The sequence below is a fragment of the Cobetia sp. Dlab-2-AX genome (genome assembly GCF_024124625.1).
Taxonomy (GTDB): Bacteria; Pseudomonadota; Gammaproteobacteria; order Pseudomonadales; family Halomonadaceae; genus Cobetia.
The window spans coordinates 109,242-123,846 of the sequence record NZ_JAMXRV010000007.1 but is presented as its reverse complement, the minus strand read 5'-3'; the positions used below and the strand labels follow the sequence as shown (position 1 = coordinate 123,846).

Here is a 14,605-nt window from a genome sequence, read left to right as displayed (position 1 = left end):
CAGCCTCAGAGCTTGATACCGCGGTGCAACGCGACGATGCCGCCCGTCAGGTTGGTGTACTCGACACGCTCGAGACCGGCCTCTTCCATCATGCCGGCCAGGGTCTTCTGGTCGGGGTGCATGCGAATGGACTCGGCCAGGTAGCGGTAGGAGTCGGCGTCTCCGGCGACCATCTCGCCCATCTTCGGCAGCAGTCGGAAGCTGTACTGGTCGTAGGCGGTGGACAGCAGCGGGTTGACCGGCTTGGAGAATTCCAGCACCAGCAGGCGGCCACCCGGCTTGAGGATGCGCTGCATGGAGCGCAGGGCCTTGGCCTGATCGGTGACGTTGCGCAGCCCGAAGGCGATGGTGATGATGTCGAAGGTGTTGTCCGGGAAGGGCAGGGCTTCGGCATTGGCCTGTACGTATTCGACATTGCCACCGACGCCACGGTCGAGCAGCTTGTCGCGACCGACGTTGAGCATCGAGGCGTTGATGTCGGCCAGCACCACGCGGCCTTTCGGGCCGACCAGACGCGAGAACTTCAGCGTCAGGTCACCGGTGCCGCCGGCGATGTCCAGCACCGACTGGCCGGGGCGGGCGCCGGCACGCTCCAGGGTGATGCGCTTCCACAGACGGTGGATGCCGAACGACATCAGGTCATTCATCACGTCGTACTTGGCGGCGACACTGTGGAAGACATCCGCGACGCGGCCTGCCTTCTCGTCCACGGCAACTTCCTGATAACCGAAGTGAGTCGTACGCTTGTCCATGACTTCCCCTGTTGTGACGCCGCCGTGGCGACGTCAGCACGATATGGTGAGCTTTCGCAGTGGCTCGATTGTAACCGCTGGCCAGCGGGCTGTCTTTTGGCAAGACGTCGACTCGGACATCTTGCCGCGCCAGTGACATCAGTGGCTTACAGCTGGTTGAGCGGAATGCCCAGTGGTTCGCGCGAGGCGCCGGCCTCTTCCAGCTGACGCAGGTAGTAGGCCCACATGGCGTCGCGGCGATTGGCCAGTTCCCACAGGTATTCCCAGGTATACAGGCCGCTGTCATGGCCATCATCGAAGTGCAGCTTCAGCGCGTAGCGGCCGCTCTGGGTGATGTTGGTCAGCCCGACGTAGCGCATGCCGACCTGCAGGGTTTCCTGGCCGACACCGTGGCCACGCACTTCCGCCGACGGCGACATCACGCGCAGGAATTCGGTGCTCAGGCGGAAGCTCTGGCCATCGGCGTAGCCCAGTTCCAGTTCGCGCTGTGACTTGTGGTAGTGCACTCGTGTCGGTACCGGGGCCTCTTCGCCATCGCGGGCATGGCGCTCGTTGAGGCGGTAGTCGCGTTGCTGGCCGCTGGGATCAGCGTCGTGGGACGCGGCGGAGTTCCTGGGGGTGTCGTGGCTCATCGGGGCATCCTCGGGCTTGCATGCCGCGCGGCGGCGTGTATGCGCAGGGCGGCATGGCGAAGGCAGATAGGCGTCGAGCGCGGCGCTTGGCCGGTCGATGTGTCTTGTGCGCATGATGCACTGACGCCCGATCCGGGCCAAGCCGGATCGGGCGTCAGAAGTCCCCTCAGGAACGGGACTGGCTTCCATGAGGGGCTGTCAGGCGCGTGAGCGTGTCGTCAGAGGATGTAGCGCGACAGGTCTTCATCACGGGCCAGATCACCCAGGCGGGCATCGACATAGGCGGCATCGACCTTGAGCTCGCCGGCCTGATCACCGCCCTCGTAGGAAATCTCTTCCAGCAGGCGCTCCATCACGGTGTGCAGACGACGGGCGCCGATGTTCTCGGTGCCTTCGTTGACCTGATAGGCGATCTGCGCGATGCGCTCGATGGCATCGTCCGCGAAGCTCAGCTCGACGCCTTCGGTCGCCAGCAAGGCCTTGTACTGACGGATCAGGGCGGCGGACGGCTCGGTCAGGATGCGCTTGAAGTCTTCCGGCGTCAGGGCGTTGAGCTCGACACGGATCGGCAGACGGCCCTGCAGCTCCGGAATCATGTCCGACGGCTTGGACAGGTGGAAGGCACCGGAGGCGATGAACAGGATGTGGTCGGTCTTGACCATGCCGTGCTTGGTGGACACGGTGGAGCCCTCGATCAGCGGCAGCAGATCGCGCTGCACGCCTTCGCGGGACACATCGCCGCCACTGCCGGATTCGCCACGCTTGGCGACCTTGTCGATCTCGTCGAGGAAGACGATGCCGTTCTGTTCGACGGCCTCGATGGCACGGCTCTTGAGGTCTTCATCGCTGACCATTCTGGCCGCTTCTTCCTCGTGAACCAGCTTGAGCGCTTCCTTGACGGTGATGCGACGGCTCTCTTTCTGCTGCTTGCCCATGTTGGAGAACATGGACTGCAGCTGGCTGGTCATCTCTTCCATCCCCGGCGGGGTGGCGAAATCGAGACTCTGGCTGGCCGGGCTCAGCTCGATGTCGATTTCCTTGTCATCCAGCTGACCTTCGCGCAGCTTCTTGCGGAACATCTGGCGCGTGCTGCTGTTGTTGGCGGCAGCGTCGTACTCTTCGCCACGCACACGCGGCAGCAGGGCGTCGAGGATGCGCTCTTCGGCGGCATCTTCGGCCTTGTCGCGCACTTCCTTCATGGCATCTTCGCGTACCAGCTTCATCGCGACCTCGACCAGGTCGCGGATGATGGATTCCACGTCACGGCCGACATAGCCGACCTCGGTGAACTTGGTCGCCTCGATCTTGAGGAAGGGCGCACCGGCCAGCTTGGCCAGACGACGGGCGATCTCGGTCTTGCCGACACCGGTCGGGCCGATCATCAGGATGTTCTTCGGCGTGACTTCCGGGCGCAGGTCGTCATTGAGTTGCATGCGACGCCAGCGGTTGCGCATGGCGACGGCCACGGCACGCTTGGCTTCCGGCTGGCCGACGATGTGCTGGTCGAGGGCGTTGACGATTTCCTTCGGGGTCATCTGGGACATCTCAGGACAGCTCCTCGATGATGGCATTGTGGTTGGTGAAGACGCAGATGTCGGCCGCGATGGAGATGGACTTCTCGGTGATCTCGCGGGCGGAAAGCTCGGTATTCTCGATCAGGGCGCGTGCAGCGGCTTCGGCGTAGTTGCCGCCGGAGCCGATGGCCAGCACGCCGTGCTCGGGCTCGACCACGTCACCATTGCCGGTGATGATCAAGGAGGCGTTCTTGTCGGCGACCACCAGCATGGCCTCAAGCTTGCGCAGAGCGCGGTCTGAGCGCCACTCCTTGGCAAGCTCCACGGCGGACTTCACCAGCTGGCCCTGATACTTCTCGAGCTGCGCTTCGAAGCGTTCGAACAGCGTGAAGGCATCGGCGGTACCACCGGCGAAACCGGCCAGTACCTGATTGCGATACAGACGACGCACCTTGGCGGCGTTGCCTTTCATGACAGTGTTGCCAAGGGATACCTGGCCGTCACCAGCCAGGGCGACCTGGCCGTTGCGACGCACGGAGACGATCGTGGTCATGGATAACTCCTGAGAGAGCATGCCGGCGATTGGAATAAGGTGAACGGGGCCGGGCATGGCATTTCTGGGCAGACGAGGCCGTGGCCTCGTCGCGTAAAACGGGTGGTGATCGTCAGTCTGGCGCTTGCCACTGCTTGCCGCGATCCTGCACCGCCTGATGGGCGGCACGCGGGCCTGATGTCTCACCGGAATGCTGTAGATGGGGGCGCCGATACGGGTTTCAAGTCATCGGCGACTCAGCGTTGACTGCGACCGGCCCCGGTCTGCGCCCTCATGCAACGGGCCCGCTCAAAAATGAGCGGGCCCGTCTGTCGCAAGGCTCACGCCTGGCTTACTGCAGCTTGATCAACAGGGGCTCGATGCCCTGGGTGTTCATCAGGTCCTGGGCGCGATTGAGCTCGCGGGTGTCCTTGTAGGGGCCGACCTGCACCCGGTGCCAGACAGTGCCGCCGGAAGCATTGACGTCACTGACCTTGGCCAGCAGGCCAAGGTCCTTGAGCTTGCCGGCCAGCTTCCTGGCATCGCTCATCTCGCGGAAGGACGCCGCCTGCAACATGTAGTTGGTCAGCGAGGCCTCGGTCTTCTTGGTGCTCTCGGCGCTGCCCGGACGCGGCGTGGACTTGTACTCATCCACCTTGGGCGCGATCACCTCGGTTTCCGGCAGCAGGGTGTAGAACTCGAAGGTCGGCATGTTGCCGGCGGACTCTTCGGCGGCTTCCTTCTGCTGCTGGTTGCCCTGTTTGACGGCCTGCTGCCCGTTCTGTTGTCCGTTCTGCTGCCCGCTCTGCTGAGTGTTGGCCTTGGGAACGATGGCCGCGACCGGCAGACGCGGAGCCTGTTTCTCGAAGTATTGCGCGAGAGCGAAGCCGGCGATCAGACCGATGATGCCCCACAGCCAGCCGGGCAGACCACGACTCTGGCTGGCAGCGGGTTGCCGACGGGGGCTCGCCCCCTGGCGGGAGGCGGGCTTCTTGTTGGCGGGGCGGCGAGCAGCCATGGCTTACATCTCCTCGGGAGCGCTGACACCCAGCAGGGCCAGGCCGTTGCGGATAACCTGAGCGGTCGCCAGGCCGAGGGCCAGGCGCGCATTGCGGGTCGCGTCATCCTCGACCATCACCTTCACCGCGTTGTAGCAGGTGTGGAAGTCGGAGGAGAGGTCCTGCAGGTACTGGGCGAGCTGCTGCGGCTCGCGGACCTTGGCGGCGTGGGCGATGACATCCGGGAACTGCGCCATGCGGTTCATCACGGCCTTTTCCTGATCGCTGGTCAGCAGGGTGAGCTGCGCCATGGCCAGGGCCTCGTCGAAGGGCTTCTCTTCGCGGCTGGCCTTGCGCAGCACGCTATGCACGCGGGCGTGAGCGTACTGGATGTAGTAGACCGGGTTGTCATTGGACTGGGAACGGGCCAGATCGATGTCGAAGGTCAGCTGGGAGTCGGCGCGACGTGCGGCCAGGAAGTAGCGGGTCGCGTCGCGGCCGACTTCCTCGATCAGGTCGCGCAGGGTCACGTAGCTACCGGCACGCTTGGAGAGCTTCACTTCCTCGCCGGAGCGCATCACGGTGACCATCTGGTGCAGCACATAGTCCGGCCAGCCCTTGGGAATGTCCGCCTGCAGAGCCTGCAGACCGGCACGCACGCGGGTCACGGTGGAGTGGTGATCGGCACCCTGCTCGTTGATGACCTGGGTGAAGCCACGCTGCCACTTGTCGAGGTGGTAGGCGACATCGGGCAGGAAGTAGGTGTAGCCGCCGTCACGCTTGCGCATCACGCGGTCCTTGTCGTCACCGAAGTCGGTGGTACGCAGCCACATGGCGCCATCGTCTTCGTAGGTATAGCCGTTGTCGACCAGACGCTTGACGGTCTCCTCGACCTTGCCGTCGCTGTAGAGGGAGGACTCGAGGAAGTAGACATCGAATTCGACACCGAAAGCCTTGAGGTCGAGGTCCTGCTCGTGACGCAGATAGGCGACGGCGAAGACGCGAATGGCCTCCAGGTCGTCGGCATCCGCGGCGCCGGTGACCTGCTTGCCATCGGCTTCGACGGTGTCGCCGGCCATGTAGGAGGCGGCCAGTTCGCTTATGTAGTCACCGCGATAGCCGTCGGCCGGCCAGCTGGCGTCATCCGGGCCCAGGCCCTTGGCGCGTGCCTGGACGGAGAGTGCCAGATTGTTGATCTGGGCGCCGGCGTCGTTGTAGTAGAACTCGCGGGTGACATCGTGGCCGGTGGCGGCCAGCAGGCGGCACAGCACGTCGCCGACCGCGGCGCCGCGGCCGTGGCCGACGTGCAGCGGGCCGGTCGGGTTGGCGGAGACGAACTCGACCTGCACCTTCTCGCCGGCACCCACGTCGCTGTGACCGAAGCTGTCGTTTTCGCTGAAGATGCGACGCACGATGTCGGCTACCGCGCCAGTGTCAGCGAAGAAGTTCAGGAAGCCGGGGCCGGCGATCTCGACCTTGGAGACGGCATCGGAGGCCGGCAGCGCCGCGATCAGCTTCTCGGCCAGATCGCGCGGCTTCATGCCGGCGGCCTTGGACGTCATCATCGCCAGATTGCTGGCGTAGTCGCCGTGGCTCTTGTCCTTGGTCGGGTCGACCTTGATCTGCGGGCTGGCGTCGGCCGGCAGGGTGCCGTCGGCCTTGAGGGTTTCCAGGGCCTGGCCCAGCAGTTCGATGATCGTCTCTTTCATGGAATATCGGTCTCTTCACGGCTCGGGTCGCACCGCGTGCCATACAGCAGGCGGTTGCAGGCATCAGGCCTGCGGGCAATGGGGGAGTGCGGATGTCGCTGCACGATGGCGGGCATTATCACCGATCCTGGGGCTTGCATAAACCGTCGTGATCAATCGCGCCGCATTCCGCGCCCAGCAGGGATAGTGGTCAGTTCATCGCCAGCGGCGTGCAGGGCTGTCACGCCGCTGGCAATGAGCTCAGGCCATGCCGATGGGATCGACATCCAGCGACCAGCGCAGGCGGCGCGCGTCGCGGTCCTGCTCGCAGAGCGTCACCAGCCAGGCCGCCGCTTCATGCAATGGACCGCGTTTCGCACAACGCAACAGCAATTGGGCGTGATAGCGATTCTGGCGACGCTCCATCGGCGCGGGAACCGGGCCGAGGCAATCCACCTTGAGATTGGCAGCCTCGAGGTGCTGGCGCAGGGCGCTACCCACCTTCAATAGCCACTGCTCGACCTGCTGCTGGTCGCTGGCCTCGGCGCGCAGCAGCGCCAGATGGCTGAAGGGCGGCAGCTGGGCGATGCGACGTTCCTCGAGCAACTCTCCCGCCAGCTGCGGGTAGCCGGCCTGGATCAGTGTCAGCAGGTTGGGGTCTTCCGGGTGGCGGGTCTGGATCAATACCTCGCCGGGACGCTCGGCACGTCCGGCGCGACCCGCGACCTGCACCAGCAGCTGCGCGGACTGCTCCAGCGCGCGAAAGTCGGCGGCGTAGAGGCCGCTGTCGGCGTTGACTACCACCACCAGGGTAACGTGAGGAAAGTGGTGGCCCTTGGCCAGCATCTGTGTGCCGACCAGCAGGCAGGGCTCACCGCGCCGGATCACCGCCAGCGCCTCGCTCATGGCGTCCTTGCGCTGGGTGCTGTCGCGGTCGATGCGCAGCACCGGCACGTTGGGGAATTTCTCGCCGAGCAGCTCTTCGGTACGCTCGGTGCCTGCGCCCTGCGGGCGAACGTCGCCACTGCCACAGGCCGGGCAGGCGTCCGGCAGCGGGCGGGTGCGCTCGCAGTGGTGGCAGGTCAGCTGGGGCGGATGGCGATGCAGGGTCATGCGGGCATCGCAGTTGTCGCATTCGGCGATCCAGCCGCAGGCATGGCAGGTCAGGGTCGGCGCGAAGCCGCGTCGATTGATGAATACCAGCACCTGATCGCCCTGGGCGAGGCGCTTCTCGATCGCTTCCAGACTCTGGGTCGAGAGACCGCCCAGCGTCATGCGGCCGCGTAGGTCGACCGGATGCAGTCGGGCCGGCTGGCTGCGTCCGGCGCGCTGATGCAGGTGCAGATGCGTGAAGCGCCCCTCGCGGGCATGGCGCAGGCTCTCAAGGGATGGCGTGGCGCTGCCGAGCACCACGGGGATGCCTTCCTGCTTGCCGCGCACCAGCGCCAGATCGCGAGCGTGATAGCGCAGGCCGTCCTGTTGCTTGAAGGAGCCGTCGTGTTCCTCGTCGACGATGATCACGCCGAGTCTGGCCATCGGCGTGAAGATGGCGGAGCGGGTACCGATCACGATGCGCGCCCGGCCGCTGCGGGCGGCTTCGAAGCCATCGAGGCGTTCACCATCGCTGACGCCGGAGTGCAGCATCACCTGCGGCACACGGAAGCGTCTGCGAAAGCGCTCCAGCGTCTGGGGCGTCAGGCCGATCTCGGGCACCAGCACCAGCGCCTGGCCGCCGCGGTCCAGCACCGCCTCGATCAGCTGCAGGTAGACCTCGGTCTTGCCGGAGCCGGTCACGCCCTCCAGCAGCGTGGGTGAGAATTGACTCAGACCGTCGTGCAGACGTGAGAGGGCGCGACCCTGCTCATCGTTGAGGGCCAGGCTGGGTTCGGCGAGCACGCCCTTGCTGGCCTGCTCCGGCGTGGCGCCGGTCACCGGCTCCTCGCGGGATTCGATGTAGCCGCGACCGCGCAGGGTTTCCAGTTGCTGGCGGGTGAAGCCCTGGGCGGTGATGGCGCTGTGCACCAGGCCATGACGATGCTGGGCGAGCAGTCCCAGCAACGCGATCTGGCGGGTGGCTCGCCCGAGGCTTGCCGGCTCGGTGGTGCGGCCCTTGTCGGTCAGCGTCCAGCGCTCACGGGTACGCGCCTCCAGGGCGCGCCCCTGACGCAGCAGCGAGGGCATCGCCTGGGCGAAGGTGTCGCCGAGCGAGTGCTGGTAATAGCGCGCGGTAAACTGACATATCCACAACCAGTCGGCCGGCAGCGGCTCGTCATCGATGATTTCGCTGACTGGCTTGAGCTTGTCGATGGGGAAGCTTGAGTCGCTGCGCAGCTCGGCGATCACCCCGACCAGCTGGCGACGCCCGAATTCGACGCGCACGCGCAGGCCCACCTGCCAGCCGTGGCGGGGCGGTTGGCGGGATGGCAGGTAGTCGAACAGATCGCGCAGCGGGCCGGGAATCGCGATGCCCAGCACAGGTCCCGGCAGGTGAGTCGCAGTCTTGTCGGTAGTGTCAGGCACGCAAGGTATCCGGATATGAGGTGATATGAAGCATTCAGGAAAACGGGAATATGCCGTGGCACGCAGTCTACAGAGTGTTGCTCGCAATAAACGGCACAAAGTTTGGTCTTGCGGCAGATGACTGGTAAAATGCGCGGCCTTCCGTCGGAAACGGCGGAATGACCGGTTCAATCCAAAACCCGTGTACGGTGCCTGGCAAGTGATCAGGTGGCGGTGCACAGCGACCTGAGGTTACACATCATGAAACAGGGTATCCATCCGGACTACCAGCGCCAGACCGCAACTTGCTCCTGCGGCGCGCAGCACGAAATCGGTACCACTTCCAAGCAGGCTTTCGCGCTTGACGTGTGCTCCGAGTGCCACCCGTTCTACACCGGCAAGCAGAAGCAGGCTACCACCGGTGGTCGCGTCGAGCGCTTCAACAAGCGTTTCGGTGCTGCCATCAAGCGCTGATACCTTCAGCTGCTTGTCGCTTTCATGGCGCTGCGCCTCTTGCAGCGTCATGGACGAAAAACCCGCTCACGAGCGGGTTTTTTTGTGCCTGTCGTTCAGGCCCCTCTGAAGAGGGCCGCGACCACGACAGCTGATTCGAGATGCCCTTGCGAAGATGTCACCTCTGCGCTGCGCTTGCTGAAGGGAAAGATTGTTTCCGATTTGGCACTTTTTCTGCTCTGCCTCTGCATCAAGCGCGCTGGAATGGTGGGTTGCGTCGGTGAGCGGTCGAAAATCGAGGATCTTGCGCGAATCGTGGCGTCAGCAAGGGGCAAAATCGACGAGAAATCCTGTCAGTGATAAGGAAAGGTTTATGGCTGGATAGGGCATCCATAACGTTAGACGAATGGCTAAAACATTTTTTAAACGATCGTTTTAAAGTCATGCATAACAGCAAGTTGCGTCGGTTGTTCAGAAGTGTCTTTTTCTATATTCTGGAGCAGCCAACCCCCGCCAAAATACCGGATGACACGCATGTCTGATGCCATGAAGAAAGCAGCACTGCAATATCACGCCGAACCGATTCCCGGGAAGCTCTCCATCGAGCTGACCAAGCCGACCGAGACCGCCAAGCACCTGGCGCTGGCCTACAGCCCGGGCGTTGCCGAGCCGTGCCGCGAAATCGCCGCCGACCCGGAAAACGCCTACCTGTACACCGGCAAGGGCAATCTGGTCGCGGTCATCTCTGACGGGACTGCCATCCTTGGCCTGGGCAACCTGGGGCCGCTGGCTTCCAAGCCGGTCATGGAAGGCAAGGGCGTGCTGTTCAAGCGCTTCGCTGGCATCAACTCCGTCGATGTCGAAGTGGATGCGGAAAGCCCGCAGGCCTTCATCGACACCGTGCGTCGCATCCATACCACTTACGGTGGCATCAACCTGGAAGACATCAAGGCACCGGAGTGCTTCGAAGTCGAACAGGCGCTGATCGAACAGTGCAACATCCCGGTTTTCCATGACGATCAGCACGGTACCGCCATCGTCACCGCGGCCGGCATGCTCAATGCCCTGGATATCGCCGGCAAGAAGCTGGAAGACGCGCGTATCGTCTGCCTGGGTGCCGGCGCTGCCGCCATCGCCTGCATGAAGCTGCTGGTCGCCAGTGGTGCCAGGGTCGAGAACATCTTCATGCTCGACCGCAAGGGCGTGATCCACAGCGGCCGGGACGACCTGAACCAGTACAAGGCGATGTTTGCCACCGAGACCGAGCTGCGCACGCTGGACGACGCCATCGATGGCGCCGACGTCTTCGTCGGCCTGTCCGGCCCGAACCTGCTCAAGGCTGAGCAGCTCAAGAAGATGGCCGCCAACCCGATCGTCTTTGCTTGCTCCAATCCGGATCCGGAAATTCACCCGGATACCGCTCGCGAAGCACGCCCGGACGTCATCATGGCGACAGGTCGCTCCGACTACCCGAACCAGGTCAACAACGTGCTGGGCTTCCCGTTCATCTTCCGCGGCGCGCTGGATGTGCGTGCGACGCGTATCAATGAAGAGATGAAGCTGGCTGCCGTCCACGCTCTGAAAGACCTGGCGCGTGAGCCGGTCAGCCAGGATGTGCTGGATGCCTACGAGATCGATAGCCTCGAATTCGGCCCGGGTTACATCATCCCGACGCCGATGGACTCGCGTCTTCTCGAGCGTCTGCCGGCTGCTGTGGCCCAGGCGGCCATCGATTCCGGTGTCGCGCGCAAGCCGTTCCCGGCGCATTACCCGCTGACCAGCACAGACCAGGTCTACGGTTGAGTGCCTACGGCCTGATGGCCGGTTGGTAGCGTCGCCAAGGTGATGCAAGATATGAAAAAGCCCTCGCCGGAGCCTCCGGGGAGGGCTTTTTGTTGGTGGCTGCTTTCCGTCATGCATTGCGGGGATGAGCCACCGGCAGGCATGGTTTGTGCCTAGGCGAGGGTAGGCTTTGCTCAGAAGCTGTAGAGGATGGAGGCCGCCGTGGTGGTATCGGTGTTGGCGTCCGATTCATCGGGCGGGTTGGTGTTGTTCTCGATCTCATGCGAGAGCTTGAGGGCGAGGCTTGCATTGATGGCGACCGTCAGCGCGGTATAGCTGCGACTGATCACGTTCTCGCGCGTGGCCTCCGCCGAGAACTGCTGCTCGAACTTGGAGGTGTCGGACAGCTGCCAGCGATAGTCCATGGCGCCATAGCCCAGCAGGTAGTTCTCGTGATCCCCCGCTGTGATGTCATCGAAACGATAGCCCGGCCCGGCCTCGAGGGATAGGTTGTGTTCGGGGCCATCCAGCAGTGTGACGCCTTGACCGACGATGGAGGTGACCTGGTGGTTGTAGCCGGAGAAGCGCTCCTTCTCCCAGCGCAGCAGGCCGAAGGCGTAGTGGTCGTCGCTGAGGTCGTAGCGCTCGCGCTGGCCGACCAGGTATTTGTCGGTCGTGGTCTCGCCGCTGCTGGAGACGCGCTTGGCCTCCACTCGGAAGGTGTGAGTCCAGGGCTTCAGGTGCCAGGACAGGCTTGTCTTGCCCAGCAGGGTCTCGCTGTTCGAGTTGCCCGACAGCTTGGTGAAGCCCAGCTCGGCCTGGCCGCTGAAGGGCTCAGAGTCCTCGCTGGCGGGTGGTGGTGCATAGAAGAGGTCGTCTGCGACAGCCGTGTCGAGGGGAAGCAGGGCCAGGCACATAAACGCGGTCCTGCGCAGTGTGGGCAGTGGGTGAAGCATGCGAACTCCGGCATGGTTGTGGCATGACATCATCATCGGGAATGTGACTTGCGAGATGACGCGTGCTGAGCGAGGCGGCCTGGCGCATCATCCGCACGCTACCAGTGGGGCGCGACACGGGGGAGCCTTTTGAATGCTCAGATGGCAGAAGAGCGACCAGCGGCCGCTCTTCCTTGGGCTCTCCCCCTGCCGATTAGGTTGGTGGGCGAGGGCTGGAGATCAGATCAGAAGATGGCCTCGAAAGTTCCGGTACCTTCCGAACCGCTTTCCTGCTCCAGTTCCTTGCGGATGGTGCGTTCCTTGTAGGGTGGCAGATTATCCTTGCGGAACAGCTCACTGATGCCGCCGGACTGGCCGCTGCGCAGGCGCTTGCCAGAGTCCGGGTCGATGGTCGCCGTCACGATGTTGTCCGGACGCTCCATGGTGGAGGACGGCATGCCCTCGAGGGCGCCGCGCATGTAGTCGACCCAGATGGGCAGGGCAGCCTGGGCGCCATACTCGGCCAGGGTGTCGTTGGAGTCCTTGCCGACCCAGACAGTGGCCACCAGCTTGCTGTTGAAGCCGGAGAACCAGGCATCGCGCTGATCGTTGGTGGTACCGGTCTTGCCAGCCAGATCATCGCGACCCAGCGTCAGCGCGCCACGGCCAGTACCGCGCTTGATGACATCCTGCATCATGTCACGGATCAGGTACATGGCTTCGGGGGAGGCGACACGCTCGGCCAGCGGGTACTGGCGACCGTCACGATTGACGGTGACCATGCCCGGTGCACAGTTGGCGCAGGCGACCGCCGGATGTGCCTCGTAGTCGGTCTCGTCATCGCCACGCGTGATGGTATCGATGTACCAGGGCTCGACACGGAAGCCGCCATTGGAGAGCACGGCGTAGCCGCGTGCCATCTCCAGCGGGGTCAGTGAGGCGCTGCCCAGGGCCAGTGACAGGCCATTGGGCAGCTCGTCACGCTGGAAGCCCAGCTTGACCAGGAAGTCGAGGGTCTTGTCGAGGCCGACCGTCTGCAGCAGACGCACGGAGACCAGGTTCAGCGAGCGATACAGGCCAACGCGGATGCGGGTCGGGCCGGTGAACTTGCCGCCGGCATTTTCCGGGCGCCATACCTTGCCGCCATCCTGAAGCACGACGGGGGCGTTGTTGATGATGGTCGCCGGTGACATGCCGGCCTGCTCGAGCCCGGACAGATAGACGAACGGCTTGAAGATCGAGCCTGCCTGGCGGCGTGCCTGGATGGCGCGGTTGAACTTGCTGGCGGAATAGCTGAAGCCACCTTGCAGGGCGAGGATGGCACCACTTTCCGGGTCCAGTGAGACGATGGCGGATTGCGCATCCGGCAGCTGGCCCAGACGGTAGCCGTCATCCTGCTTGATCACGCGCACCAGGTCGCCGGTCTTGGCGATCTCGGCGGCCGAACTCGGCACGCCGCCACGCCATTTGGCGCTCTTGTATTCGCGTGCCCACTTCAGGCCGTCCCAGTCGAGGGTCACGACCGTGGCGTCGGCCAGCAGTACCTTCATCTGCTTGCCGGTGCTTTCCACCACGATGGCGGCCTTCAGCGGGCCGTAGTCCGGGGTGCGATCGAGAACTTTCAGCCAGTTCGAGACATCACGATCGATGCCGGCGATACGCTTCTCGCTCTTCCGGGCCGCCTGCCTGGCGGTTTCCAGCACTTCCGGTGACTTGGAGAGCTCTTCCTCGAGGCCGGCCTGATCGGTCTGGTCCTGGGCTTCCGCCAGGGAGGCTGCGATGTCGGATTCCTCGACCCCGCGCCAACCGTGGCGGGTATCGTAGGCGATCAGCCCCTTGATCAGCGCATCACGTGCCATTGGCTGCAGCGAGCTATCCAGCGTCGTGGTGATGCGGACGTTGTCGGTGTAGGCCTTGTCGCCGAAGCGGTCGACGGCGAAGCTGCGCGCCATTTCCGCGACGTAGGGTGCCTGCACCTCCGGTCTGGAGGAGTGGCGTGCCGCGGTGATCGGCGCCTTGACGGCTTCGTCATAGGCCTGCGGCTCGATGTAACCCAGCTCCTTCATGCGCAGCAGGATCCAGTTGCGACGGATCAGTGCGCGCTGCGGATTGGTCAGCGGGTTGAAGCTCGACGGCGCCTTGGGCAGGCCGGCCAGCATGGCCTGCTCGGCCAGTGTCAGTTCATCCAGGGACTTGTCGTAGTAGGTGCGCGCAGCGGCGGCGATCCCGTAGGCGCGATGGCCCAGGAAGATCTTGTTGACGTAGAGCTCCATGATCTCCTGCTTGGAGAGGATCTCTTCCATCTGCAGCGACAGCAGAATCTCGCGAATCTTGCGCGTGAACGTCTGGTCCAGCGTCAGCAGATAGTTGCGCGCCACCTGCATGGTGATGGTACTGCCACCGGACTGGATGCTGCCGCTGGAGGCCAGTTGCACGGCCGCGCGCGCCAGCCCCTTGGGGTCGATGCCCGGGTGGGAGAAGAAGTTGCTGTCCTCGGCGGCGAGGAGGGCGTCGACGAAGGTCTCGGGAATCTCGTCGTAGGTGACCGGGATGCGGCGCTGGTCACCGTATTCGCCGATCAGCTTGCCATCGCGGGTATAGATGCGAAGCGGCGTCTGCAGCTTGGTGTCCTGAAGCTGATGGACGTCGGGCAGGCCTGGCGAGAAGTACAGCGAAGCGCCAACGATGGCCAGAAGTCCCGCGGCACATAGTGATAGCAGCAGCCAGAACACTGGCGAAAATAGTCGTCTCAATAGCTTCATGGGCAAGACAGGGTCCGTGGGTAAGAAAAGCGAGTGGCTGCGCGGTGATTGGCAATTC

The 14,605-nt window shown here is 63.9% G+C and carries 11 protein-coding genes; 2 read left to right on the top strand and 9 right to left on the bottom strand.

Going from position 1 to position 14,605, the window contains the following annotated elements; all coding sequences use genetic code 11:
- Window positions 1-5: 5 nt before the first annotated feature.
- From ubiE to NH396_RS12700, 7 genes are all read right to left on the bottom strand, one after another.
- Window positions 6-752, bottom strand: a complete 747-nt coding sequence (gene ubiE, locus NH396_RS12730) for a bifunctional demethylmenaquinone methyltransferase/2-methoxy-6-polyprenyl-1,4-benzoquinol methylase UbiE (RefSeq protein ID WP_043332974.1) — start codon at window positions 750-752, stop codon at window positions 6-8.
- 146 nt (window positions 753-898) lie between these two features.
- Complete coding sequence (locus NH396_RS12725; protein ID WP_253064247.1) at window positions 899-1,258, bottom strand: DUF971 domain-containing protein; 360 nt, start codon at window positions 1,256-1,258, stop codon at window positions 899-901.
- 344 nt (window positions 1,259-1,602) lie between these two features.
- Window positions 1,603-2,928 carry an ATP-dependent protease ATPase subunit HslU gene (hslU, locus tag NH396_RS12720; protein WP_176678024.1) on the bottom strand — a complete coding sequence of 442 codons (1,326 nt, stop codon included), beginning with the start codon at window positions 2,926-2,928 and terminating at the stop codon, window positions 1,603-1,605.
- 1 nt (window position 2,929) lies between these two features.
- Window positions 2,930-3,451, bottom strand: coding sequence for an ATP-dependent protease subunit HslV (gene hslV / locus NH396_RS12715; protein WP_253064149.1), 522 nt, complete (start codon window positions 3,449-3,451; stop codon window positions 2,930-2,932).
- Between the two features lie 331 nt (window positions 3,452-3,782).
- On the bottom strand, window positions 3,783-4,448 hold the full coding sequence (locus NH396_RS12710) for an SPOR domain-containing protein (protein ID WP_253064146.1): 666 nt from the start codon (window positions 4,446-4,448) through the stop codon (window positions 3,783-3,785).
- 3 nt (window positions 4,449-4,451) lie between these two features.
- Window positions 4,452-6,137: an arginine--tRNA ligase gene (argS, locus tag NH396_RS12705; RefSeq protein WP_253064144.1), complete on the bottom strand. Its 1,686-nt coding sequence runs from the start codon at window positions 6,135-6,137 to the stop codon at window positions 4,452-4,454.
- 240 nt (window positions 6,138-6,377) lie between these two features.
- Window positions 6,378-8,636, bottom strand: coding sequence for a primosomal protein N' (locus NH396_RS12700; protein ID WP_253064142.1), 2,259 nt, complete (start codon window positions 8,634-8,636; stop codon window positions 6,378-6,380).
- 240 nt (window positions 8,637-8,876) lie between these two features.
- Here NH396_RS12700 and rpmE point away from each other — a divergent pair, with 240 nt between their 5' ends.
- Together rpmE and NH396_RS12690 are read left to right on the top strand one after the other, a co-directional pair.
- Entirely contained in the window at window positions 8,877-9,089 is a 213-nt protein-coding gene (rpmE, locus tag NH396_RS12695) for a 50S ribosomal protein L31 (RefSeq protein WP_176678021.1), read from the top strand.
- Window positions 9,090-9,602: 513 nt separating this feature from the next.
- Window positions 9,603-10,871: a malic enzyme-like NAD(P)-binding protein gene (locus NH396_RS12690; protein ID WP_253064140.1), complete on the top strand. Its 1,269-nt coding sequence runs from the start codon at window positions 9,603-9,605 to the stop codon at window positions 10,869-10,871.
- A gap of 173 nt (window positions 10,872-11,044) precedes the next feature.
- On the opposite strand, the gene NH396_RS12685 is transcribed toward NH396_RS12690, so the two are convergent.
- The gene (locus NH396_RS12685; protein ID WP_253064138.1) at window positions 11,045-11,767 is read right to left on the bottom strand and encodes a DUF481 domain-containing protein; all 723 of its coding nucleotides are present in this window, start codon (window positions 11,765-11,767) and stop codon (window positions 11,045-11,047) included.
- 263 nt (window positions 11,768-12,030) lie between these two features.
- The gene (locus NH396_RS12680) at window positions 12,031-14,547 is read right to left on the bottom strand and encodes a penicillin-binding protein 1A (protein WP_253064136.1); all 2,517 of its coding nucleotides are present in this window, start codon (window positions 14,545-14,547) and stop codon (window positions 12,031-12,033) included.
- Window positions 14,548-14,605: the final 58 nt, after the last annotated feature.

What these genes read in the sequence shown, in the direction of transcription:
- ubiE (WP_043332974.1), bottom strand. Translation starts at nt 752, where the DNA reads ATGGACAAGCGTACGACTCACTTCGGTTATCAGGAAGTTGCCGTGGAC.
- hslU (WP_176678024.1), bottom strand. Translation starts at nt 2,928, where the DNA reads ATGTCCCAGATGACCCCGAAGGAAATCGTCAACGCCCTCGACCAGCAC.
- hslV (WP_253064149.1), bottom strand. Translation starts at nt 3,451, where the DNA reads ATGACCACGATCGTCTCCGTGCGTCGCAACGGCCAGGTCGCCCTGGCT.
- NH396_RS12710 (WP_253064146.1), bottom strand. Translation starts at nt 4,448, where the DNA reads ATGGCTGCTCGCCGCCCCGCCAACAAGAAGCCCGCCTCCCGCCAGGGG.
- argS (WP_253064144.1), bottom strand. Translation starts at nt 6,137, where the DNA reads ATGAAAGAGACGATCATCGAACTGCTGGGCCAGGCCCTGGAAACCCTC.
- rpmE (WP_176678021.1), top strand. Translation starts at nt 8,877, where the DNA reads ATGAAACAGGGTATCCATCCGGACTACCAGCGCCAGACCGCAACTTGC.
- NH396_RS12690 (WP_253064140.1), top strand. Translation starts at nt 9,603, where the DNA reads ATGTCTGATGCCATGAAGAAAGCAGCACTGCAATATCACGCCGAACCG.
- NH396_RS12685 (WP_253064138.1), bottom strand. Translation starts at nt 11,767, where the DNA reads ATGTGCCTGGCCCTGCTTCCCCTCGACACGGCTGTCGCAGACGACCTC.
- NH396_RS12680 (WP_253064136.1), bottom strand. Translation starts at nt 14,547, where the DNA reads ATGAAGCTATTGAGACGACTATTTTCGCCAGTGTTCTGGCTGCTGCTA.